17 protein-coding genes are annotated in these 22871 nt (G+C 71.5%); 8 read left to right on the plus strand and 9 right to left on the minus strand.

Annotation, left to right across the window (positions count from 1 at the left end; genetic code table 11):
* Positions 1 to 19 precede the first annotated feature (19 nt).
* Positions 20 to 358, minus strand: a complete 339-nt coding sequence (locus ACWENQ_RS03570; RefSeq protein WP_452412775.1) for a DUF6703 family protein — start codon at positions 356 to 358, stop codon at positions 20 to 22.
* Positions 359 to 525: 167 nt separating this feature from the next.
* Here ACWENQ_RS03570 and ACWENQ_RS03575 point away from each other — a divergent pair, with 167 nt between their 5' ends.
* Complete coding sequence (locus ACWENQ_RS03575; RefSeq protein ID WP_452412776.1) at positions 526 to 816, plus strand: antibiotic biosynthesis monooxygenase family protein; 291 nt, start codon at positions 526 to 528, stop codon at positions 814 to 816.
* A 107-nt stretch (positions 817 to 923) separates the two neighbouring features.
* On the plus strand, positions 924 to 2288 hold the full coding sequence (locus tag ACWENQ_RS03580) for a glycine--tRNA ligase (RefSeq protein WP_449916625.1): 1365 nt from the start codon (positions 924 to 926) through the stop codon (positions 2286 to 2288).
* 94 nt (positions 2289 to 2382) lie between these two features.
* Here ACWENQ_RS03580 and ACWENQ_RS03585 read toward each other — a convergent pair whose 3' ends face one another.
* Positions 2383 to 3294, minus strand: coding sequence for a dienelactone hydrolase family protein (locus tag ACWENQ_RS03585; RefSeq protein ID WP_452412777.1), 912 nt, complete (start codon positions 3292 to 3294; stop codon positions 2383 to 2385).
* A 163-nt stretch (positions 3295 to 3457) separates the two neighbouring features.
* Between ACWENQ_RS03585 and ACWENQ_RS03590 the strand changes: the two genes are divergently transcribed.
* Together ACWENQ_RS03590 and ppdK are read left to right on the plus strand one after the other, a co-directional pair.
* Positions 3458 to 5002 carry a protein kinase domain-containing protein gene (locus ACWENQ_RS03590; protein WP_452412778.1) on the plus strand — a complete coding sequence of 515 codons (1545 nt, stop codon included), beginning with the start codon at positions 3458 to 3460 and terminating at the stop codon, positions 5000 to 5002.
* Between the two features lie 225 nt (positions 5003 to 5227).
* Complete coding sequence (gene ppdK, locus ACWENQ_RS03595; protein WP_452412779.1) at positions 5228 to 7861, plus strand: pyruvate, phosphate dikinase; 2634 nt, start codon at positions 5228 to 5230, stop codon at positions 7859 to 7861.
* Between the two features lie 84 nt (positions 7862 to 7945).
* Here the strand turns inward: ppdK and ACWENQ_RS03600 are convergent, their stop codons facing one another.
* Positions 7946 to 9418 (minus strand): M48 family metallopeptidase, encoded by a 1473-nt coding sequence (locus tag ACWENQ_RS03600; protein ID WP_452412780.1) that lies wholly within the window; start codon positions 9416 to 9418, stop codon positions 7946 to 7948.
* 131 nt (positions 9419 to 9549) lie between these two features.
* Here ACWENQ_RS03600 and ACWENQ_RS03605 point away from each other — a divergent pair, with 131 nt between their 5' ends.
* Positions 9550 to 10770 (plus strand): deoxyguanosinetriphosphate triphosphohydrolase, encoded by a 1221-nt coding sequence (locus ACWENQ_RS03605; RefSeq protein ID WP_449916613.1) that lies wholly within the window; start codon positions 9550 to 9552, stop codon positions 10768 to 10770.
* Between the two features lie 79 nt (positions 10771 to 10849).
* Positions 10850 to 12004 carry an NAD(P)/FAD-dependent oxidoreductase gene (locus ACWENQ_RS03610; RefSeq protein WP_452412781.1) on the plus strand — a complete coding sequence of 385 codons (1155 nt, stop codon included), beginning with the start codon at positions 10850 to 10852 and terminating at the stop codon, positions 12002 to 12004.
* A gap of 23 nt (positions 12005 to 12027) precedes the next feature.
* On the opposite strand, the gene ACWENQ_RS03615 is transcribed toward ACWENQ_RS03610, so the two are convergent.
* Entirely contained in the window at positions 12028 to 12894 is an 867-nt protein-coding gene (locus ACWENQ_RS03615) for a M23 family metallopeptidase (protein WP_449916608.1), read from the minus strand.
* Positions 12895 to 13103: 209 nt separating this feature from the next.
* On the opposite strand from ACWENQ_RS03615, the gene dnaG reads away from it, so the two are divergent.
* A complete protein-coding gene (dnaG, locus tag ACWENQ_RS03620) occupies positions 13104 to 14945 on the plus strand; it encodes a DNA primase (protein WP_354906532.1) in 1842 nt (613 codons plus the stop codon).
* A gap of 129 nt (positions 14946 to 15074) precedes the next feature.
* On the opposite strand, the gene ACWENQ_RS03625 is transcribed toward dnaG, so the two are convergent.
* Positions 15075 to 16544, minus strand: a complete 1470-nt coding sequence (locus ACWENQ_RS03625) for an amidohydrolase family protein (RefSeq protein ID WP_452412782.1) — start codon at positions 16542 to 16544, stop codon at positions 15075 to 15077.
* On the minus strand, positions 16541 to 17797 hold the full coding sequence (locus ACWENQ_RS03630) for an MFS transporter (protein WP_449916601.1): 1257 nt from the start codon (positions 17795 to 17797) through the stop codon (positions 16541 to 16543). The genes ACWENQ_RS03625 and ACWENQ_RS03630 overlap by 4 nt, the downstream gene beginning before the upstream one ends.
* Before the next feature lie 642 nt (positions 17798 to 18439).
* Between ACWENQ_RS03630 and rpoD the strand changes: the two genes are divergently transcribed.
* Positions 18440 to 19543, plus strand: coding sequence for an RNA polymerase sigma factor RpoD (gene rpoD, locus ACWENQ_RS03635; RefSeq protein ID WP_449916598.1), 1104 nt, complete (start codon positions 18440 to 18442; stop codon positions 19541 to 19543).
* 74 nt (positions 19544 to 19617) lie between these two features.
* On the opposite strand, the gene ACWENQ_RS03640 is transcribed toward rpoD, so the two are convergent.
* The 3 genes from ACWENQ_RS03640 to ACWENQ_RS03650 are packed head-to-tail and all read right to left on the minus strand — an operon-like array spanning position 19618 to position 22411.
* Positions 19618 to 20511 carry a transporter substrate-binding domain-containing protein gene (locus ACWENQ_RS03640; protein WP_452412783.1) on the minus strand — a complete coding sequence of 298 codons (894 nt, stop codon included), beginning with the start codon at positions 20509 to 20511 and terminating at the stop codon, positions 19618 to 19620.
* A gap of 11 nt (positions 20512 to 20522) precedes the next feature.
* Entirely contained in the window at positions 20523 to 21959 is a 1437-nt protein-coding gene (locus ACWENQ_RS03645; RefSeq protein ID WP_452412985.1) for a hypothetical protein, read from the minus strand.
* Positions 21959 to 22411, minus strand: a complete 453-nt coding sequence (locus ACWENQ_RS03650) for an FHA domain-containing protein (RefSeq protein WP_452412784.1) — start codon at positions 22409 to 22411, stop codon at positions 21959 to 21961. The genes ACWENQ_RS03645 and ACWENQ_RS03650 overlap by 1 nt, the downstream gene beginning before the upstream one ends.
* Positions 22412 to 22871 lie beyond the last annotated feature (460 nt).

The raw sequence follows: 22871 nt of genomic DNA on the forward strand, positions 1-22871 counted from the left end.
GGATGATCGTCCGGAAGAACTAGAAGGCACCGAACCTGTCGGCCGCCACCAGGACGAGGAAGGTCAGCATCGTCACGCGCAGCAGCTTGCCGCCGGTGCCGAGCGAGGGCCACGACAGGTAGGCCAGCCATCCGACGAAGGCGACCACGGGCAGCACCGCGAGCCCGCCGAGCCAGCTGTCGAGCGCGAAGCCGGCCAGCAGCAGGATCACCAGGACGGTCGGTGCCACCCATCGCGGTACCTGCGTGAACAGGAAGGTGATGGGGACGGCGCTGCGCTGCTCGACCGCCTTGCGCAGGCCCGTGGCGCCGGGCGTGAAGAACTGCTCGCCGGGCGGGAGAGGCTTTCGACTGGCCACCTCCCGAGCCTAGCGCGCGACCCGCCCGTGCCTGAAGGATCGCCACAGGACCCCTCTCCGGTACCGGCCCTTGACCGCCTGCTGTCCGCCCCGCCGGGCGCGAGCGGAACGGCGGATCCTGAAGAGCGCACATCGGGACACCCCTCTTGTCTGACATCCTGGAACGCGTGCTCGCTCTGATTCGCTACTCCGTCCCCGAGGCGCGCTCCCAAGAGTTCCTCAAGCAAGGCCAGGAGATCATCGACGTGCTCGCCGAGCAGCCGGGCTACCTGCGCGGCCGCCTGTGCCGTTCGGTCGACGAGCCCAACCTGTGGGCGCTGGTCAGCGAGTGGGAGGGCGCGGGCTTCTACCGCCGCGCGCTCTCGGCGGCCAGAATGGCGATGTACCCCCTGATGATCCTCATGGTCAACGAGCCCAGCGCCTTCGAGGACGTCTACCTTTCCGGCCGCGACGATTAGTCGCGCGCGTAGGCGACCGGATGTCCCCTAAGCTGGGATCTCATCATTCCTACTCGCCGACCTCCAGCCGGAAAGAGATTCAGCCAATGGCACGCCGGACCGACGTCATGGATACGATCGTCAGCCTCGCCAAGCGACGGGGGCTCGTCTACCCGTCGAGCGAGATCTACGGAGGCCTGCGCGCGTCGTGGGACTACGGTCCGCTGGGCGTGGAGCTGAAGAACAACGTCAAGCGGCAGTGGTGGCTGTCGATGGTTCAGGCCCGCGAAGACGTGGTCGGCCTCGACTCCTGCGTCATCCTGGCCCCCGAGGTGTGGCAGGCCAGCGGCCACGTCGAGACCTTCACCGACCCGCTGACCGAGTGCCAGTCCTGCCACAAGCGCTTCCGCGCCGACCACCTCGTCGAGTCCTACGAGGACAAGCACGGCAGGTCGCCCGAGCACGGCCTGGCCGACATCACCTGCCCCAACTGCGGCAACAAGGGCGCCTTCACCGAGCCGCGCCAGTTCAGCGGCCTGCTGAAGACCTACCTCGGCCCGGTCGAGGACGAGTCGGGCCTGGCCTACCTGCGCCCCGAGACCGCCCAGGGCATCTTCATCAACTACGCCAACGTCCAGCAGTCGGCGCGCAAGAAGATCCCCTTCGGCATCGGCCAGATCGGCAAGTCGTTCCGCAACGAGATCACGCCGGGCAACTTCATCTTCCGCACCCGCGAGTTCGAGCAGATGGAGATGGAGTTCTTCGTCAAGCCGGGCACCGACGAGGAGTGGCACCAGTACTGGATCGACGAGCGCTACCGCTGGTACTCCGACCTCGGCATCAACAAGGACAACCTGCGGCTCTACGAGCACCCGCGGGAGAAGCTGTCGCACTACTCCAAGCGCACCGTCGACGTGGAGTACCGCTTCAACTTCGCCGGCTCCGAGTGGGGTGAGCTCGAGGGCATCGCCAACCGCACCGACTTCGACCTCAACGCCCACTCCAAGGCCTCCGGCGTCGACCTGTCGTTCTTCGAGCAGGACACGGGCGAGCGCTACGTGCCCTACGTCATCGAGCCGGCCGCCGGTGTCGACCGGGCCACGCTGACGTTCCTGCTCGACGCCTACACCGAGGACGAGGCGCCCAACGCCAAGGGCGTGCTGGAGAAGCGCACGGTGCTGCGCCTCGACCACCGGCTGGCGCCGGTCAAGGTCGCGGTGCTGCCGCTGTCGCGCAACGCCGACCTGTCGCCCAAGGCCAAGGACCTGGCCGCCCAGCTGCGCAAGCGCTGGAACGTCGAGTTCGACGACGCGGGCGCGATCGGCCGCCGCTACCGTCGCCAGGACGAGATCGGCACGCCGTTCTGCATCACGGTCGACTTCGACACCCTCGAGGACCAGGCCGTGACCATCCGCGAGCGCGACTCGATGGGGCAGCAGCGCATCGCGCTCGACCAGGTGGAGTCCTACCTGCGCCAGCACCTCAACGACTGAGCCGCCCAGTGCCGACCGCGCCCGACCCCGGGCGCGGTCGGCTCGGAAGCGCTGTGGGCATGGGCCGCCCTGCCAAGATCGACAACGGCTGAGCTCAGGCCAGGTGGGTGCCGAACCAGCCGATCATCCGCTGGTAGGCCTGGTTCGCGGCCTGCGCGTCGTATCGCGGGCCCGTTTCGTTGAAGAAGGCGTGGTCGACGCCGGGGCAGGTGACGATCTCGTACTCGAGACCCGCCTTCTCCAGCGCGGCCCGCGCGGCGTCACGGGTGGCGTTCACCCGGGCGTCCTGCTCGGCGTAGATCGCGAGGACGGCCGCCCGGTCGCCGGTGAAGTCGGCGCCCTCGGGAAGCGGGCCGTAGAACGGCACGGCCGCCGACAGCTGCGGCTCCTTGCCGGCCAGCAGCAGCCAGGTCATGCCGCCGCCGAAGCAGAAGCCCACCATGCCGAGCTTGGCGCCCTCCTCCCGCTTGGACAGCTCCGTCAGCGCCGCCTTCATGTCGGCGACGAACCGCTCGGGCGGGATCTCGCCCAGCTTGGCCGTGACCTGCGCGGTGTCGCTGAACGACGCCGTGCCGCCTTCGCGCGACAGCAGGTCGAGCGCGAGCGCGGAGTAGCCGCTGGCCGCCAGCCGTCCCGCGACCGAGCGGATGTGGTCGGTGAGCCCGCGGTTCTCGTGGATGACCAGCACCGCGCCCTTGGGCTGCCGGGCCTGCGCCCAGGCGCCCTGCAGGGTCACGCCCTCGGGTCCCGGGAAGGTGACGGCCTCCACCGGCAGCGGTGAAGGCCCGGCGGGGGAGGGGGACGCGCCGGCGGGCGGGCTCGGCGCGGGCGTGGCGGTCGCGGCCACCTGGTCGCCCGCGCCGCACGCGGCCAGCAGCGCGGTGGCCGCCGGCAGGCCGATCCCGAGGAGGCCGAGCCGCCGCAGGGCCTCCCGGCGAGGGATGAGCCCTTCGGCGTGATCGAGTGCGATCTCTTCCGCGAGGTAGCGCTTGAAGGGTGACATCATGCCGGGATCGTAGGCCGCGCGACCGAAAGACCTGGTAAAGCTCGCGCAGGTGGGTGGGCTGCGGAATCGGGCGCCGACGATCAACCCACTCGCCGGGGTCGTCACCATATAGGTTGGCTCGGAATACGAGACATCTGAGCCATTGGCGGGAAATATGCCGGAAATGCTGGACGGGCGCTACCAGCTGGACGAGCAGATCGGGCGCGGCGGTATGGGCGAGGTCTGGCGGGGACTCGACCCGCGGACCGGCAGGGGCGTCGCGGTCAAGATCCTCGCGCCGCAGGTGACGCAGCCCGCGGCCCGCGAGCGGTTCGCTCGCGAGGCTCGCGCCGCCGCCCAGATCGTGCACACCAACGTGGTCACCGTGTTCGACACCGGTGAGCAGGACGGGCGCCCCTACCTCGTGATGGAGCTGCTGACGGGCCGCAGCCTGGCAGAGGAGCTTGAGGACGGTCACCGGTACACCATCCCCGAGGTGTGCAGGCTGATGAGCCAGGCGGCCGCCGGTCTGGACGCGGCGCACCGGGCGGGGGTGGTCCACCGCGACGTCAAGCCGGCGAACCTGCACCGCACGGCGGACGGCACCCTCAAGATCGTTGACTTCGGCATCGCGCAGGTGGCCAGCGAGGCCTCCAGGCTGACGACGGTGGGCACCGTGGTCGGCACGGCCGCCTACCTCGCGCCCGAGCAGATCAACGGCGAGGCCGGCACCGCCGCCTCCGACCTGTACGCCCTCGGTTGCGTCGCCTACGAGCTGCTCTGCGGCCAGCCGCCGTTCTCCGGCGGCGCGGCCGACCTCATGCGCAAGCACGTCTTCGAGGCGCCCGTGCCGCCCGGCCAGGTGCGTCCCGACGTGCCCGCCCCCCTCGACCGGCTGGTGATGTCCATGCTGGCCAAGAACCCCGCCGACCGGCCGGCCTCCGCCGAGCAGGTACGGCAGGCCTTCGCCGCCTTCGCCTTCCCCCAGGCGGCCCAGACGGCACCGAATCCCGCCCCGCGGGCCGTGCCGAACCCGACGGCCGTGCTGCCCGCCCACGACCCGGCCGTCCTGCCGCCCCATGACCCGGCCGTGACGACGGATCTGCGCGGCGGCCCCGCGGTCCCCGTGACGGGCACGATGCTCTCCGGCGCCGGCACCGGCACGGAAGCCCGGCCCGCCTCGGAGGGCAAGAAGCTGGCGCTGCAGGCGCTGGCCGGTGTGGTGCTGATCGCGGTGGGGGCGCTCGCGGTGACGATGTTCAACAGCGGAGGCGAGGAGCCCCGCCCCACGCCCACCCCCGCGGCCGTGGTGACGGCGGATCCGGACCCGGCGCCGCCGTCCGCCGTCGCCACCGCGAGCCCGGAGCCGTCGTCCCTGGTCGAGGCGGAGACGCCCGGTGCGGACGACACGGACTCCGACGACGAGGACGACGAGCCCTACGCCAGCGAGGCCTCCGAGTACATCCCTCCGGGCGGCTGGAACAGGTGGCTCGAAGGCCTCGACAAGGCGGTCTACCAGCAGCAGGCCGGGGGCGGGATCGAGCAGGGCCTCGCGGACAAGGCTCACGAGAGAGTCCGGGAGGCCGCCAGGGCGGCGATGCGCGGTGCGGAGGCCGAGGCGAGGGAGGAGGTCTTCCACCTGGTCAAGGACGTGTTCAAGGCCCAGCGCAAGGGCAAGCTGGAGGACGGCCCGCTGACGCAGTACATCGCGAAAGCCGGGCTCCGCTAGCAGGGACGAACGGCGCCGGAGGTTCCCTCCGGCGCCGTTGCCATGTCTGCCAAGTGCGTTCAAAGAATTGGTTTACACCAATTGGTATAAACCAATAAATTTCCAGTGGATTAGACCGGTGTATACCTTCTGAGCTGGAGAAACGGGGATTTAACCGTTGAGTGCAGTTTCGTGCTGTTCTTTATCGGTAGAGTCCGGAACGGAGGCGTTCGCAAAGGAGTTGTGGTGGCCAAGTACGTTTACGACTTCACCGAGGGCAACAAGGATCTCAAGGATCTTCTCGGCGGAAAGGGCGCCAATCTGGCCGAGATGACGAATCTCGGGCTGCCCGTTCCCCCCGGATTCACGATCACCTCTGAGGCGTGCCGCCACTACCTGGCGGAGGGCGCGGTACCCGACGGCCTCGAGGCTGAGGTCGCCGAGCATCTGAAGGCGCTGGAGTCGGCCATGGGCAAGAAGCTCGGGCAGGCCGACGACCCGCTGCTCATCAGCGTGCGGTCGGGGGCCAAGTTCTCGATGCCGGGCATGATGGAGACGGTCCTCAACATCGGGCTCAACGACGAATCCGTCCACGGCCTGGCCAAGCAGGCGGGCGGCAACGACCGCTTCGCCTGGGACTCCTACCGCAGGCTCATCCAGATGTTCGGCAAGACCGTGCTGGGCATCGACGGTGAGCTGTTCGAGCACGCCCTGGAGTCGCTCAAGGGCGCCCGCCAGGACACCGACCTGTCCGCCGAGGAGCTGCAGGGCCTGGTCGAGACGTACAAGGGCATCGTGCGCGAGCAGACGGACAGGGACTTCCCCGCCGACCCGCGCGAGCAGATGCGGCTGGCCGTCATGGCCGTCTTCGACTCGTGGAACGCTCCCCGCGCCATCCTCTACCGCCGCCAGGAACGCATCCCCGCCGACCTCGGCACCGCGGTCAACATCGTGGCCATGGTCTTCGGCAACCTCGGCGAGGACTCCGGCACCGGTGTGGCCTTCACCCGCGACCCCGGCTCGGGACACCAGGGCATCTACGGCGACTACCTGCAGAACGCCCAGGGCGAGGACGTCGTCGCCGGCATCCGCAACACCATCCCGCTGCAGGAGCTCGAGCGCATCGACAAGCACTCCTACGACGAGCTGCTGCAGATCATGGAGAAGCTCGAGAACCACTACCGCGACCTGTGCGACATCGAGTTCACCATCGAGCGCGGCAAGCTCTGGATGCTGCAGACCCGCGTGGGCAAGCGGACCGCCGCCGCGGCCTTCCGCATCGCGACGCAGCTCGTCGACCAGGGACTCATCACCCTCGACGAGGCCGTCACCAGGGTCAGCGGCGACCAGCTCGCCCAGCTGATGTTCCCCAGGTTCGCCGCCGACGGCGAGCGCGCGCTCATCACCAAGGGCATGAACGCCTCGCCCGGCGCGGCCGTCGGCAAGGCCGTCTTCTCCTCCGAGCGGGCCGTCGAGCTGGCCGCCGCCGGCGAGCAGGTGATCCTGGTCCGTCGCGAGACCAACCCCGACGACCTGGCCGGCATGATCGCCGCCCAGGGCGTGCTCACCTCGCGCGGCGGCAAGACCTCGCACGCCGCCGTGGTCGCCCGCGGCATGGGCAAGACCTGCGTGTGCGGCGCCGAGGAGCTCGAGGTCGCCACGAGCGAGCGCCGCTTCACCGCCCCCGGCGGCATCACGGTCGACGAGGGCGACGTCATCTCCATCGACGGCAGCACGGGCGAGGTCTTCCTCGGCGAGGTGCCGGTGGTCGACTCGGCCGTGGTGGAGTACTTCGAGGGCAGCCGGCCGGACGACGAGCTGGTCCGCGCGGTCGACCGGATCATGCGGCACGCCGACTCGGTACGGCGGCTGGGCGTGCGGGCCAACGCCGACACCCCCGAGGACTCCGCCCGCGCCGTGCGGTTCGGGGCCGAGGGGATCGGGCTGTGCCGTACCGAGCACATGTTCCTCGGCGACCGCAGGCAGCTGGTCGAGGACCTGGTCCTGGCCACCTCCGACGAGGAGCGCCAGGCCGCGCTGGACGCCCTCGAGCCGCTCCAGCGGGCCGACTTCACCGGCATCTTCGAGGCCATGGACGGCCGGCCGGTCACCATCCGCCTCATCGACCCGCCGCTGCACGAGTTCCTGCCCGACCTCGTGGAGCTGTCGGTCAAGGTGGCCACCGGCGACGCCGGCGACAAGGACCGCACGCTGCTGGCCGCCGTGAAGCGCCTGCACGAGCAGAACCCGATGCTCGGCCTGCGCGGCGTACGGCTCGGCCTGGTCATCCCCGGCCTGTTCGCCATGCAGGTCAGGGCGATCGCCGAGGCGGCTCGCGCGGTGCCGGGCGCCAAGCCGGAGATCATGATTCCGCTGGTGGCGGCGGTGCAGGAGCTGGAGGCCGTGCGCGAGGAGGCCCTCGCCATCCTGAGGGAGACGGGCGTCGACGCGCTCATCGGCACCATGATCGAGACGCCGCGGGCCGCGCTCACCGCGGGCCAGGTCGCCGAGGCCGCGCAGTTCTTCTCCTTCGGCACCAACGACCTGACCCAGATGACGTGGGGCTTCTCCCGCGACGACGTCGAGGCCGCGTTCTTCTCCCGCTACCTGGAGATGGGCATCTTCGGCGTCTCGCCGTTCGAGACCCTCGACAGGGACGGCGTCGGCCGCCTCGTCAGGATCGCGGCGGAGGAGGGCAGGAGGACCAGGGCCGATCTCAAGCTCGGCATCTGCGGCGAGCACGGCGGCGACCCCGACTCCGTCCACTTCTGCCACGAGATGGGGCTCGACTACGTGTCCTGCTCGCCGTTCCGCATCCCCGTGGCACGCCTGGAGGCGGGCCGCGCCGCCCTGACGGTCGACACCTCCGACACCCGCTGAGTCACCGGGCCGCCGGACCGCGAGGGTCCGGCGGCCCGCCCTTTCACGCGGGGACCGGACCGCGAGGGTCCGGCGGCCGCCTTCTCAGACGGGGACGAAGTCGGGCTTCACGCCCAGCCCCGCCAGCCACGACCGCATGCCGGGCACACCCGAAGGGTCGGCGACCACCTGGGCGGCGTACTCCGCCACCAGGACCTCCTCGCCGTCCTCGAACAGCAGCCTGGCCGGGCCCGACCACGACAGCGTCCAGCGGGCCTGCCCGTGCTGGATGAGCGTCGCCTCCAGCGCCTGCCCGAGGACACCCGCGAGCAGCGAGCCGGAGTCGTTCCAGCCGAGCTGCCGCAGCTCGGCCTCCAGCGCCGCGTGCTGCCCGCGCGCCACCGCCTCGAAGGCCGCGTCGAGGTACGGCACGCCCGCCCCCATGACCCGCTGCCCGGCCACGGCCAGGTCGCGCAGCGCCTCCTCGTTGCGCGCCGCGTACATGCCGGAGGCGACCAGGTCCTCCCACGAGACCGGGCGCAGGGTGGTCAGCGCCTCCTGGGTCCAGAACGACTGCTCGACCGCCTGGGCCGCCACCGTCGCGTCCCGCAGCAGCGTGGTGGCCGGGCGCGGGTCGGGGACGTGCGCGGGCTCGGGCAGCCGCTCGATCGCGGCCAGCCGCTCGGCGAGACTCGGGTGCGAGTCGTAGGGGGAGATCTCCTCCGGCTCCTCGGCGAGCCTGGCCAGCTCCGCCTGCCGTACCGGATCGCCCATGAGGGCGCGGAAGCCGCCGAACACCGACGACGGCCGGTTGCCCGCCAGGCCGGCCATCCCCATGTAGCGCTCCATGAACAGCTCCCACGCCTGCGCCGCGGTGTGGATCTTCCGCAGCGCGCCCGCCATGGCCGCCCGGCCCGCGATCGCCACGGCGAACGAGTCGGCCTCGAGCTCCTGGCGCCGCGAGACCGCCTGGGAGACGCGCAGGTAGAGCTTGGCGTAGTAGGCGAAGAGCCGCTGCACGAAGGGGTGGTTGCCGAGTCCCTGCACGGTGGCGACCAGCGCGACCCTGCCCCGGTAGACGGGCGCGCCGAGGCGGGTGTGCGCGCCGCTGTAGTGGCCGAGCTCGTGCCCGAGCACGGCCCGCGTCTCGTCGACCGTCAGCGACTGCAGCAGCGGCAGCCCGATGTACATGCGCCGCCTGGTGGCCACCAGGCCGAGCAGCCGGGTGTCCTCGGCGACGGCGGCGTTGACCTCGCCGACCAGCCTGATCTCGTCCGGCGGCGCCGTCTTGACCCGCTGCGCGAGCTCCTCGACCGTCCGCCACAGCTCCGGCTCCTGCTCGCGGGTGACGGCCACCCCCGGCTGCTCGCCCTGCTTCCTGCGGCTGACCATCCACAGCGCCCGCACCAGCGCCCCCGCCGCCAGGGTCAGCACGATCGCGATCTTCAGTCCGGCGGCGTGGAAGTCGAGGAAGAGGTAGACGTCGAAGAAGACGGCAGCGGCCAGGACGAGGCCGACGAGCACGTAGAAGCCGGCCAGCAGGGTGAAGGCCAGCACGGCACGGAACGCGGTGGTCACGCGGATGACCTTATAGGGCCATAAACCGGATTCTGACGGGACCTTACCGAAAAACTGACTCGCCACGAGGCGAGGCCGGACCCGGTCCACCACGGCTCCACCCGGCCCTGATGGGTAAACTCACAGCACTTATGGGCCAATACACCGACCACGACCAGGAGCGATGGGTACCGGAGCCGCCCGGCGACCCCGATCGGGGCGCGTTCGCGCGCGACCGGGCCAGGGTCCTGCACAGCTCGGCCCTGCGCAGGCTCGCGGCCAAGACACAGGTGGTGGGGCCCGGTGAGACGCTCGGCGTCGGCCAGCACATCCCGCGCACCAGGCTCACCCACTCGCTCGAATGCGCCCAGGTCGGCAGGGAGATGGGCGCCGCGCTCGGCGTCGACCCCGACCTGGTGGAGACGGCCTGCCTGGCCCACGACCTCGGTCACCCGCCCTTCGGCCACAACGGCGAGGCCGCGCTCGACGAACTGGCCGCCACCTGCGGCGGCTTCGAGGGCAACGCGCAGAGCCTGCGCCTGCTGACCAGGCTCGAGCCCAAGGTGCTGACGGAGGACGGCCGCAGCGCCGGGCTCAACCTGACCCGCGCCTCCCTGGACGCCGCGGTCAAGTACCCGTGGCCGCGCGGCCGGGGCGGCAAGTTCGGCGTCTACGACGACGACCTGCCGGTCTTCGAGTGGATCAGGGACGGCGCGCCAGCCCGGAGGGTGAGCTTCGAGGCGCAGATCATGGACTGGGCCGACGACGTCGCCTACTCGGTGCACGACCTGGAGGACGCCCTCCACTCGGGCCACGCCACCCCCGAGGCGCTCGGGTCACGGGCCGAGCGCGAGGCCGTCTGCGAGCTGACCCGCCTCTGGTACGTCCCCGACGCCACCGGCGCCGAGCTGGAGGCGGCCTTCGACCGGCTGCTGGCCGCCCCGCTGTGGCCGCGCCGCTTCGCGGGCACACTGGCCGACCTGGCCGGGCTCAAGGCGCTGACCAGCGGCCTGATCGGACGGTTCTGCCGGTCGGCGCAGGCCGCGACCAAGGAGGCCTTCGGCTACCGCCACCGCGCCGACCTGGTGGTGCCGCGGGCCACGCGGCTGGAGTGCGCGCTGCTCAAGGGAGTGACCGCGCACTACGTGATGACGACGGAGGACCACCACGCCAACCAGGCGCGGCAGCGGGAGCTGATCTCCGAGCTGGCCTCCCTGATCACGCTGGGCGCGCCGCACACGCTCGAACCGGCGTTCCGGCCCGCGTTCGTCGAGGCGAAGGACGACGCGGCACGGGTGCGCGTGGTGATCGACCAGATCGCCTCCCTCACCGACACCTCCGCCGTCGCCTGGCACCGCCGCCTGTCCGGCTGACCCGCCCCGCGCGATTCGCCGGGGCCGGGTGCGAGCGTCGGACCTGCGATGACGGCGCCGAAGGACGATACTCCAGAACATGGCAACCTTTGTGATCGTCGGCGCCGGGCTCGCAGGGGCCAAGGCGGCGCAGACACTGCGGGAAGAGGGCTTCGACGGCGAGGTCGTGCTCATCGGAGCCGAGAACGAGCGACCCTACGAGCGGCCGCCGCTGTCCAAGAGCTACCTCCAAGACAAGAGCGAGCGAGAGAAGATCTTCGTCCACCCGCCGGAGTGGTACGCCGACAACGCGGTCGACCTGCTGCTGGGCACCGCCGTCACGGAGATCGACCTCGACGGCCACCAGGTCACGCTCGCCGACGGCGCCCGCCGGCCGTACGACAAGCTGCTCATCGCCACCGGCGCCCGCCCGCGCCGCCTGCCGGGCGCGGGACCCGTGCGCTACCTGCGGACCGTCGGCGACAGCGAGGCGCTCAAGGAGCGTTTCGCCCACGGCGGCAAGGTCCTGATCATCGGCGCCGGCTGGATCGGGCTGGAGACCGCGGCGGCGGCCCGCGCGGCGGGCTGCGAGGTCACCGTCGTCGAGCCGGAACCCACCCCGCTGTTCAGGGTGGTGGGGCCCGAGGTCGGCAAGGTCTTCGCCGACGTCCATCGCCGCCACGGCGTCGACCTGCGCCTCGGCGTCGCCGCCGAGGAGGTGACCGACGACGGCGTACGGCTCGGCACGGGCGAGGTGCTGACCGCCGACCTGGTGCTCGCCGGCATCGGCGCCGCGCCCGACGTCGAGCTGGCCCGCAGGGCGGGGCTCGAGGTGCGCGAGGGCATCGTCACCGACGCCGCCCTGCGGACCTCGCACCCCGACGTCCACGCGGCGGGGGACGTCGCCGAGTCCTACAATCCGCTCTACGACAGGTGGATCCGGGTGGAGCACTGGGCCAACGCGCTCAACGGCGGGCCCGCCGCGGCCAGGTCGATGCTCGGCCAGGACGTCGTCTACGACCGTGTGCCGTACTTCTACACCGACCAGTTCGAGATCGGCATGGAGTTCTCCGGCGACACCCGGGGCTACGACGAGGTGTTCATCAAGGGCAAGGACCTGGAGTTCATCGCCTACTGGCTGCGCCAGGGCACGGTCATCGCGGGGATGAACGTCAACATCTGGGACGTCGTCGGCGACATCCAGAACCTCATCCGCTCCGGTGGCCCGCTGCCGGAGCGCGGGCCGACGCCCTGACGCCCGCCAGGCAGGGGGAACCGTCAGAGCGTCGAGGTGTCGTTGAGCGACGGCGTCGGAGTGGGCGTCGGCGTGGCCGGCTTCTTCTTGCGCGGCCGCTTCTGCTCCTCCTTCTCCGGCTCCTGCTGGGGCGTCGACCTGCCGGCGCACAGCGTCGTGCAGGCGGGCGTCTCGCCGACCTCGCCGCGCAGCCTGAAGGTCTCCTCCTTCGGGGAGAGCGTGCGGTTGCCCTTGTCCCAGGCGTCCAGGTAGTCCCACGGCTCGACCATGCCGCGGCGCACCCACCAGTAGGCCGGGCCGGCCTTCCACGAGATCGCGAAGTAGAGGTTGGGGGCGGTGTCGCGGGCGTTGCCCGAGTTGCCGATCGTGCCGACCTTCTGCCCGGCCTTCACCTTCGAGCCCGGCTTGAGGTCCGGGACGACGGCGTCGAGGTGGCCGCCGAGGTAGCGGACGCCGTCCTCGCCGATGATCGAGACGAACCTGCCCTCGCGGTCGGGGCCGCGGTCGGTGGAGGGCGACCAGCGGTTGCCGGTGTTGATCTCGTCGACCACGCCGTCGACGGGCGCGACGAACGCGCAGCCCTTGGCCGCCCAGATCGTCGTCTTGGGCAGGATGAGCAGCTTGCGCTGGTAGCTGGTCTTGCAGCCCTTGACCGGGAAGGCGTAGGTGTACTTCGACACCTGCGGCGGCGGCACCTGCACCGGAGCCTCGGCCGCGGGCCGCTGGACGCCGGCCTGCTCGTCGGTGCCGGGGCCGGCCGAGGGGACCGGCGTCGCCGCCACGGCCTCGGCGGGGGCCTTCATGCTGACGCCCGCGACGCCGGTGGCGTGCGCGCATCCTCCGGTCAGCAGGACGCCGACCACCACCGCACTGAGAGGCCCCGAACGCATGATCTCCACCTGTGTCACAGTATCGAACGACAACCTTTACCTTTGTAACGGACCCGGCCCGTGACCACGACCGGTTTGCCGTTATCCGTCCAGCGGCCCCGTACGGCAGGCAACGCCGCGCAGGATCTCCGCCACGGGCTCCCGTGCCGGACGGGACGAGCATCCGCGCCGGGGCCGAAAGTGTCGGAGCGCGCCATTAGACTCGCCGCGTGGCAGGCCGGATCCGTGACGTCGACATCGCGCTGGTGCGCGAGCGTTCCCCGATCGCCGACGTGATCGGGGAGCACATCCAGCTCCGCAACGCGGGCGGCGGCAATCTCAAGGGCCTGTGCCCCTTCCACGACGAGAAGAGCCCGTCCTTCAACGTCACCCCCGAGCGGGGGATGTACTTCTGCTTCGGCTGCGGCGAGGGCGGCGACGTCATCACGTTCGTCGAGAAGATCGAGCACCTGTCCTTCCACGAGGCGGTCGAGCGGCTGGCGCAGCGGGCCGGCGTGCAGCTGCAGTACGAGCAGGGCGGCTACGTCCCCAAGCGCGACCAGGGGGAGCGGGCCCGGCTGATCGAGGCGCACAAGGCCGCCGCCGAGTTCTACGTCGAGCGGCTCTTCTCGCCGGAGGCGGCGCCCGGGCGCCGGTTCCTGTCCGAGCGGGGCTTCGAGCGGGCCGACGCCGAGCTGTTCGGCGTCGGCTACGCGCCCAACGAGTGGGAGGCGCTGACCCGTCACCTGCTCGGCAGGGGGTTCACCGCGGCGGAGATCGTCAAGGGCGGCCTGGCCAAGGAGGGCAGGCGCGGCCCGATGGACCGCTTCCGCGGGCGGCTCATCTGGCCCATCCGCGAGGCCACGGGCGACGTCATCGGGTTCGGCGCGCGCAAGCTCCTCGACAGCGACGACGGCCCCAAGTACCTCAACACCCCCGAGTCGCCCCTCTACAAGAAGTCGCAGGTCCTCTACGGCATCGACCTGGCCAAGCGGGAGATCTCCAAGCGCTCCCAGGCGGTGATCGTCGAGGGCTACACCGACGTGATGGCCTGCCACCTGGCCGGGGTGCCGACCGCGGTGGCGACCTGCGGCACCTCCTTCGGCGAGGAGCACATCAAGATCCTGCGCCGGTTCCTGCTCGACCAGTCCTCGGCCACCGGTGAGGTGATCTTCACCTTCGACGGCGACGCGGCGGGCCAGAAGGCGGCGCTGCGGGCCTTCGCCGACGAGCAGAAGTTCGTCACCCAGACCTACGTCGCCGTGCAGGCCGACGGGCTCGACCCGTGCGACCTGCGGGTCAAGCAGGGCGACGCGGCCGTGCGCGACCTGGTGGCCAGCAGGGAGCCGCTGTTCCAGTTCGCGATCCGCAGCACGATCTCCCGCTACGACCTGCGCACCAACGAGGGCAAGATCGCCGCGCTCGACGCGGCCGCGCCGATCGTGGCGGGCATCAAGGACACAGGGCTGCGCAAGCGCTACGCCATCGACCTCGACAGGTGGCTCGGCTTCATGGACGAGCGCTTCGTCATCGAGCGCATCGCCGAGGTCGGCGGGGCGCAGGTGGCCAGACAGCAGCGCGCCCCCAAGATCGCCGTCGTCGAGCCGCACGTGCGGGTCGAGGGCGAGCTGCTCAAGCTGGCCGTGCAGCGGCCCGCCCTGGTCGGGCCGCGCTTCGACGCGCTCGGCGCCGAGGCGTTCACCACGCCCGACCACGTCGCGCTCCACGCCGTCGTCGCGGCGGCCGGTGGCGCGGCGGCCGGAGGCGCCGGCGGCAGGGAATGGGTCGACCGGCTGCTGGAGCACGCGCCGGACGAGGCGGTGCGCGGGCTGATCACCAGGTTCGCCGTCGAGGCCATCAGGGCCGACGCCGAGGTCGAGCAGCGCTACGGCACCGAGCTGCTGGCCGCCGTCGAGGGCATCGCGGTCGACCGGGCCATCGCCCAGGTGAAGTCGCGCCTGCAGCGGCTCAACCCGGTCGAGGAGCCCGAGGAGCACCGGCGGCTGTTCGGCGAGCTGCTGGGGCTCGAACGGCAGCGCAAGGCCCTCAGGGAGAACCCGGTAGGCGGCTAGACCGGCCGCCGAACCTGTTCGCCTCGCATGGCGACGCGGCGGCGTCCGGCTGGCCGGGGACCGGCGACCGGCCCGGCTGAGCGCGCCCGGCTGGAGCGGGCGCCGCGACCGGGTCCGGCTGAGCGGGTGTCAGGCTCTGACCGGGCGTCCGGGCAGGGCGGTCGGCAGCAGGTGGCCGTCCAGGACCACGAACCTTCCGCCCACGATGACATGGGCGAACCCGGTCGAGGTCGCGGTCGTGGCGGTGTAGGTGGCGTGGTCGGTGACGGCGGCAGGGTCGAAGACCGTCAGGTCGGCGTCGCAACCCACCTGGACGCGGCCCTTGCGCCGCATGGCGGGCACGCCCGAGCCGACGACGTCGGCGGGGACGAGGGTGCACCTGCGCACGGCCTCGGGCAGCGACAGGACGCCGCTCTCCCGGACGAGTCTGCGCAGCGTCCTGCCGTAGGTGCCGGCCGTGCGCGGGTGGGTGACGGCATCGCGCGCCAGCGGCCAGGACAGGGGGTCGGGCACGCCCGAGCGCCACAGCAGGGGGACGGCGTCGGTGGCGACGGCGGCGTCGGTGAAGGTGAGGGCGCGCTGGATGTAGTCGAACTGGGCGGGGTCGTCCTCGTCGAGCAGGTGGACGAAGGCGGCCGAGCCGGGCCGGCTCTCGCGGATCCGGCGCAGGGTGTCGGCGTCGGGGATGCGGCCCTCGGCGCCGAGCAGGCCGATCGAGTGCGGTGTGAGGCCGCGCCGGTGGAGGAGTTCGGGGGCGAGGAAGGCCGCCCCGATGCCGGTCATGCCCGCGCCGTACGGGTAGGCCTCGGTGGTGACGCGCGAGCCTTCGGCGCGGACCTTCTCCACCAGGCCGAGCACGCGGTCGACGTGGCGGATGGAGGTGCTGTTGACGTGGCAGTAGTGCATGTGCGCGCCGGTCGTGGCGGCGGCGCGGACGACCTCCTCGGCTCCGTCGACGGGGGTGGTGGGGTCCATCTCGACCAGCTCGCGGGCATGGGTGTAGGTGGGCAGCCCGGCGCGGGCGGCGAGCGCGGCCACGGCGAGGTATTCGGCGGGGTCGACGCGGGGCGCGTAGCCGACGAGGATGCCGATGCCGAGCGCTCCGTCGCCGAGGTCGCGCTCCAGCATGCCGATGACGCGGTCGACGGCCTGCCGCGGCGCGGCCCGCTGCCATTCCTCCCGGCCGATGTTGGCGACGAAGTCGTCCAGGTCGCCGCCGGTTTCCAGGCCGAGCAGGACGGCCATGCGGGCCACGGCCCAGGAGGTGGCGAAGCCGTAGTTGAGCGGCCTGCCCTCGGCCTCGGCCCTGCGGTAGGCGGCGGCCACGGGGTAGGCGCCGGCTTCGAGTTCCAGGACGGTGGTGACGCCGTCGAGGGCCTGCAGGCGGTGGCCGGCGATGTCGGTGCTGTGGCTGTGCAGGTCGATGAAGCCAGGGCTGACCACCAGGCCGGTCGCGTCGACGACGGTGGCGCCGTGGAGCGGCTCCCCGGAGACCGCCCTGATGACGCCGCCGGTGACGCCGACGTCGCGTACGGCGTCCAGGCCGCTCTCGGGGTCGATGACCCGGCCGCGGGCGAGGACCAGATCGTATGTCGTCATGCGGGCTCCTTCGTGCCGAGGGTGAACTGCTCGGGGCGCTGGGGCACGATGAAGGCGATCAGCGCGCCGAGCACGGTGGTGGCGATGAGCAGGCCGAACGCCGCGGTGTAGGAGAACGCGTCGGCCAGGAAGCCCATGAGGACCGGGGCGATGACGCCGGCGATCTGGCCGCCGACGTTCACGACGGCCAGGCCGGATCCGATGACGGCGGGCGGCAGGACCCGGACGGGCATGCCGAGGATGCCCATCGAGGAAAGGCCCGCCACACCCATGGCGAGGGTCTGGTAGACGGTGAACCCGACGGCGGAGTCGGCCATCAGCATGAGCACCAGGAGGACGGCGGTGACCAGCAGCAGGGGGATGACGTAGAGCCTGGCCCGGTCGTGGAAGAAGCGGTCGAACAGCCAGCCGCCGAGGAAGGTGGTCGCGCACGAGACCAGGGCGGGGATGGCCGCCATGACGCCGGTGCTGACGAGGGAGATGCCGCGTTCCTCCAGCAGGTAGCTGGGCACCCAGGTGATCATGCCGTAGCCCAGCATGTTGGTGGCGCAGAAGAGGGCGGCGAACTTCCAGACGGAGGCCGACCGGACGACGGCGCCGAGGCCGAGCCCCCTGTCCTGGACGGCGTCGGAGCCGTTGAGGTGGGCGGGCAGCGGCTTGGGCAGCAGCGTCCAGAGCAGCATCCCGATGACGACGCCGGCGGCGGCCGTGACCCAGAAGGTGTGCCGCCAGCCCATGACGAGGATGAGCGGCGCGACGATGAGCGGGGCGATGCCGGCGCCGAGCGGGTTGGCGGCCAGCATGGCCCCGGCGGCCGTGGCGCGTACGGCGGGCGTGGTGCGTTCCGCGACGGCCTTGAAGGAGGCGCTGGGGAACAGCCCCTGGCTGACGCCGAAGAGGGCGCGGATCACCAGGAGCGACGCCAGGCCCCAGGCGACGCCGGTGAGGGCGGTGAAGACCGACCAGAGCAGCAGGGCCACCATGAGCTGGCGGCGGGCGCCGAACCGGTCGGCCAGGATGCCGCCCGGCAGTTGGCACAACAGGTACACCAGAGAGAAGACGGTGATCAGCCAGCCCTGCTCGGTCCTGGTGAGCGCGAACTCCTCACCGATGAACGGCAGCGCGACGGCCATCATCACCCGGTCGACGTAGTCGATCACCCAGACGCCCATGAGCAGGCCGACGGTGACGATCGCGGTCCTTCGGACCGGTGCAGGCACGACAAGCTGGGGGGTGATTTCGGAGAGTCCCATGTGCGAACCTCCCGGGCACTCGGCCAATGGTTCCGCCACCCTCCATCAGGTGGCCCGGGCGTGCTTCGTCCGTGGAGATGAAGATGGCGCCGCCGACGGTGTGATCGCACGAAGACACGCGCGCGACGGCGAACTCAACGCGGTTCTGAGCCGGCCTGCGCGGCGCCGTCCTCGGCCGGATCCTCGGGTGGGGGAGAGGCGGCTCGTCGGGTGACCGTCCTCGGGTGAGGGAGAGGCGGCTCGTCGGGTGACCGTCCTCGGGTGAGGGAGAGGCGGCTTCTCGGGTGACCGTCGTCGAGTGGGGAGCGTCGGCTCCTCGGGTGACCGCCTCGCGGTGGAGCCGTGGACGCCGCACCGTCTCGCGGAGAAGCCGGGGAGGCCGCGTCGCCCCTCAGGGGCGCGACGCGGGCAGGAGGCAGCATTCAGACGCGGCCGGCCGCCTCCATTGCGAACCTGATCGCGTAATTGGCTTTTCTTTCCTGATCAAACTCAGGCCAAACATTAATAAGATCTCGATTTGGTAATGATGCAGATCTTACCTCGAGTGACAAAAATGGGTCTGCCATTTTATGGAAGCAATACTGCAGACTGTGTCCCGTGGGTGCATCGGTGCTGCCAAGTGGGCCGCCATCGGTAGACCAGGTGGCGGACCTCGTCGCGAAAGGAAGAGAGCGCGGAAGCGTTACCGTCGATGACGTAGCCGCCGCGCTCGACCGCTCCGAGCTGCCGTCCGACGCGCTGGAACGCGTCGTGCGGATGCTCGCGGAGAACGGGGTGGAGGTCCTCGAGCCGCAGGGCGACGACGAGACCGTCCGTCCTGATGAGGAAGACGTAGGCAAGCGGGCGCCGACCAGTGATCTGGTCCGCATCTACCTGCGCGAGATCGGCCGGGTCCCGCTGCTCACCGCCGAAGAGGAGGTCGAACTCGCCAAATCCATCGAGGCAGGGCTGTTCGCCGAGGACAAGCTCGCCAGCGGGCTCGCCCGCCTGGCCCACCCCGAGTTCAGGGAGCTGGTCTGGCAGGGCACGCGGGCCAAGCAGCGGCTGATCGAGGCCAACCTCAGGTTGGTGGTCTCCATAGCGAAACGGTATGTCGGGCGCGGCATGCTCTTCCTCGACCTGATCCAGGAGGGCAATCTCGGACTCATCCGCGCGGTCGAGAAATTCGACTACACCAAGGGCTACAAGTTCTCCACCTATGCCACGTGGTGGATTCGCCAGGCGATCACCCGAGCCATTGCCGATCAGGCGCGCACGATTCGAATTCCCGTGCACATGGTGGAAACGATCAACAAACTGGTCAGGGTGCAGCGCCAGCTCCACCAGGACCTGGGGCGGGAGCCCGCGCCCGAGGAGATCGCGCTGGAGATGGACCTGCCGGTCGACCGTGTGGTGGAGATTCAGCGGATCGCGCAGGAGCCGGTGTCGCTGCAGTCGCCGATCGGCGAGGAGGACTCCGACCTCGGTGACTTCATCGAGGACGCCGACGCGGTGGTGCCCATGGAGGCGGCCGCGTTCATCATGCTGCAGGACCAGCTCGACGACATCCTCGCCACGCTGTCCGAGCGGGAGCAGCGCATCATCCAGCTGCGCTTCGGGCTGGCCGACGGGCACCCGCGCACGCTGGAGGAGGTCGGCAGGGAGTTCGGCGTCACGCGGGAGCGCATCCGCCAGATCGAGTCCAAGACGCTCGCCAAGCTGCGCCACCCCACCCGCGCCCAGATGCTGCGCGACTACCTCGACTAGCAATCACCTGGTCGCCGAGCCCCGGGAGCCGTCTCCCGGGGCTCCGCCGCGCGCCCGTCCGGTACGGCTGGCGGTCAGGAACAGCCCTCGAACTGCGGCACCGACACCGTGCCGATCGTCAGCCCCGAGGTCCCGAACCACTTGCGCAGCAGCATCCCGGCCGTGCCGTCCTGGTACATGTCGGTGATCGCGCGGTTGACCGCCTCGCAGCCGTCCACGTCGCCCTTGCGCAGGCCCACGCCGGTGCGCTGCTCGTTGAACTGCGTGTTCACCAGCCGGACGCCGCGGCCCTCACGTGCGGCCAGCCCTGCCAGGATCACGTCGTTGGTGGTGATCGCGTCGATCCGGCCGGACTTCAGCATGGCCATGCACTGGTCGTAGGTCGACGCGGGCACCACCGAGGCCGGGATCTGCCGCTCGTCGATCACCCGCTGGGCCGCGTTCGACCCCTGCACCTCGCAGATCTTCCGCCCGGCCAGGTCACGTACGTTCGCGATGCCCGTGGTCCCGTCGCGTACCAGGATGTCCTGGAACGACAGGTGGTAGGGGCCGGCGAAGGACACCCTCGTCTTCCGCTCCTGGGTGATGGAGAAGGTGGCGACCACCAGGTCGGCCTTCCCCTCGAGCAGCAGTCGCTCCCTGTCGGCGGCCAGCGCGGGCACGAACGTGGGGGTGGCGCCGAGCTTGCGCGCCACGTAGGCCGCCACGTCGACGTCGAACCCCTCGAACCGGCCGTCCCCCTTCCTGAATCCGATCGCCGGCAGGTCGGGCCGGACGCCGATGACCAGGCGCTCCTTCCCGACGACGGACGACGCGGCGCCCGCGCCGCACCCGCCCGCCGCGCCCAGCACCGCGACCCCCGCCAGAACGGCCAGCATCCGCCTGGCCCGCATCCTGACGGCCTGCATCCGCCTGGCCCGCGTCCGGGTGGTCAGCATCAGGGCGGCCCGCATTCGGGTGGTCAGCATGCGCACCTTCCTCACCGGTACTCCTTCAGCCTCGGCCACACCCCTGCGAACACGCCCGCCGCGATGACCAGGACCCCGGCCGGTACGAGCGCCTGCAGGCCACGCACCCCGTTCCCGCCGTCCGCGACCGCCTCGGCGAAGATGATCTTGTGCCGGTCGGCCAGCCGTACCAGCGTGGCGTCGTATGCGTCGAAGGCGGCGCGCACGGGTCCGGTCAGCTCGGCCGTCGCCGCCGCGCCGGACCGGGCGCGCAGGTCCCTGTCCGCCTGCTGGAAGCGCTGCCAGGCGGCGGTGACGTCGTGGCCGCGCAACATGCCGAGGAAGCGGCCGTCGTGGAGCGAGCCGAGCGCGCCCTGGTAGGCGGGCAGGTTGGCGGCGGCGACGTAGACCAGCGACTGCGACTTGTCGAAGAAGGTGTGCTGGTAGGTGTCGGCGCGCACGCCGTCGAGCAGGTAGCGGCTCTGGTCGGCGTGCAGGCTGTTGCTGATCGCGCGGGCCCTGGCCAGGGTCAATACCGAATCGAAGCCGTCGCGCTTGGCCGCGGTCAGCGCGGCGGCCTCCTGCTCCAGCACCACCGCGCCCGCGATGGCGCAGGCCGCCGTGGCCAGGGTGGCGGCCAGCAGCGCCGGACCGAGCACCCGGCGGAACCTGCGGGCCAGATAGACCTGCAACCAGACCAGGCAGCCCAGCGCGAGCGCCCCGCTGAGCAGGGCGATCACCCGGACGGTGACCACCGTGGCGCGGCCGTCCTCGTAGGCGTGCCGCACGATCGTGCCGCTCTCCAGGGTGAGGTTGTAGGCCTGGGGGAGCAGCTCGCGCGTCATGAGGTCGGTCGCCCGCCGGTAGACCTCCAACGCCCGGTCACCTGCCCGCGCGGTGCCGCCGGACTGGGCCGTGCCGCCGGTCTGCGCCGTGCCGCCGGTCTGCGCCGTGCCGCTGGACTGGGCTGCGCCGCCGGTCTGCGCTGTGTCGTCTGCATGCGTTGTGCCGTCTGCCTGCGCGGTGCCGCCGGACCGGGCTGTGTCGCCGGTCGCGGGCAGGGAGCTCAGGAGCAGGGCCTCGGCGGCCAGGCGTTCGTAGCGGCCGAGACCATCGAGCACGGCGGCGATCGTGCGCCGTTCGGCCGGGTCGGCGCCGGCCAGGCGGTGCGCCTGGAGGAGCGCGTCCCCGACCTCGGTCCTGCGCCGGTCGTAGCGCGCCAGCGCGTCCTCGCGCCGGTCGCCGAGCAGCAGGGCGTCGGCCACCTGGGCGTCCATGTCGCTCAGGCCCATGTAGAGCCCCGCCGTCGCCACCACCTGCGGCCCCGCGTCGTTCCCGATCACCTGCAGCCCCTCGCGGGCGGCGGCGGTGCCGTACGCGAGGGTGGCGAACAGCAGCGCGAGGGCGGCGACGGTGACCGCGGAGATCACCTTGATGCGCCCGGGGACGGTACGGCGCGCCAGGAACATCACGGCGTGCCTCCGCGCAGCGTGATGACCGTCCACGCGCCGAGGTGGATCCGGTCGCCCTCGGCGACCGGCACCGCCACGTTGACCTGGAGCGGCTTGCCGTTGACGCGGGTGCCGTTGGCCGACCCCGGGTCCACCAGCGCCCACGTGCCGCCCGGCTGGGCCATGAGGACGGCGTGCAGGTGCGAGATCCCCGGGTCGGCGGGCGGCTCGCCCAGGTCGATCTCGGGCCTGGTGCCGCGGGTGACGCTGCGGCGGCCGATGCGGACCTGCGTGCCGGTCAGCGGGTAGACGCGTTCGGGGCGGTAGGGGGGGAAGACCATGGCGCCGGCGTCGGGCCCGTTCAGGGCGATGACCTCGTCGAAGTAGGCGTGGTCGGCGCCGACCACGACCTGCCACAGCGCGGGGGCGACGGGGTCGGGCAGCGGCGACTCGAAGTCGTGCCCGTCCACCTCGCAGAACCGCCCGGTCCGCGGCGTCCGGCAGATCGGGCACTCCTGCCCGCCGAACCCGCCGTCGCCCGGACCCGGCTCGGTGCCGCCGGACGCCGCCGGAGCCCCGGACCCGCCCGCCGCACCACCGGAACCGCCCGGGTCGCCGGACCCGCCCGTGCCCCGCGGAGCATCGACTGCTCCGGGGGCGCCGGGAAAGACCGCGGCCCCCGAAAGACCGGCCCCCGAAGGACCGGACCCCGAAGGACCGGCCCCCGAAGGACCGGACCCCGAAGGACCGGCCCCCGAAGGACCGGCCCCCGAAGGACCGGCCCCCGAAGGACCGGCCCCCGAAGGAGCGGACCCGCCCGCCGCGCCGGGAGCGGCCTCCCCGGGAGTCGCGCCGGGAGCCGCCGCGTCGGCAGGGGCCATCCGGGCGCCGCACACGTCGCAGTAGTCCGCGTCCTGGGACGTGTGCCCC

It is taken from the genome of Nonomuraea sp. NPDC004354 (genome assembly GCF_053602555.1).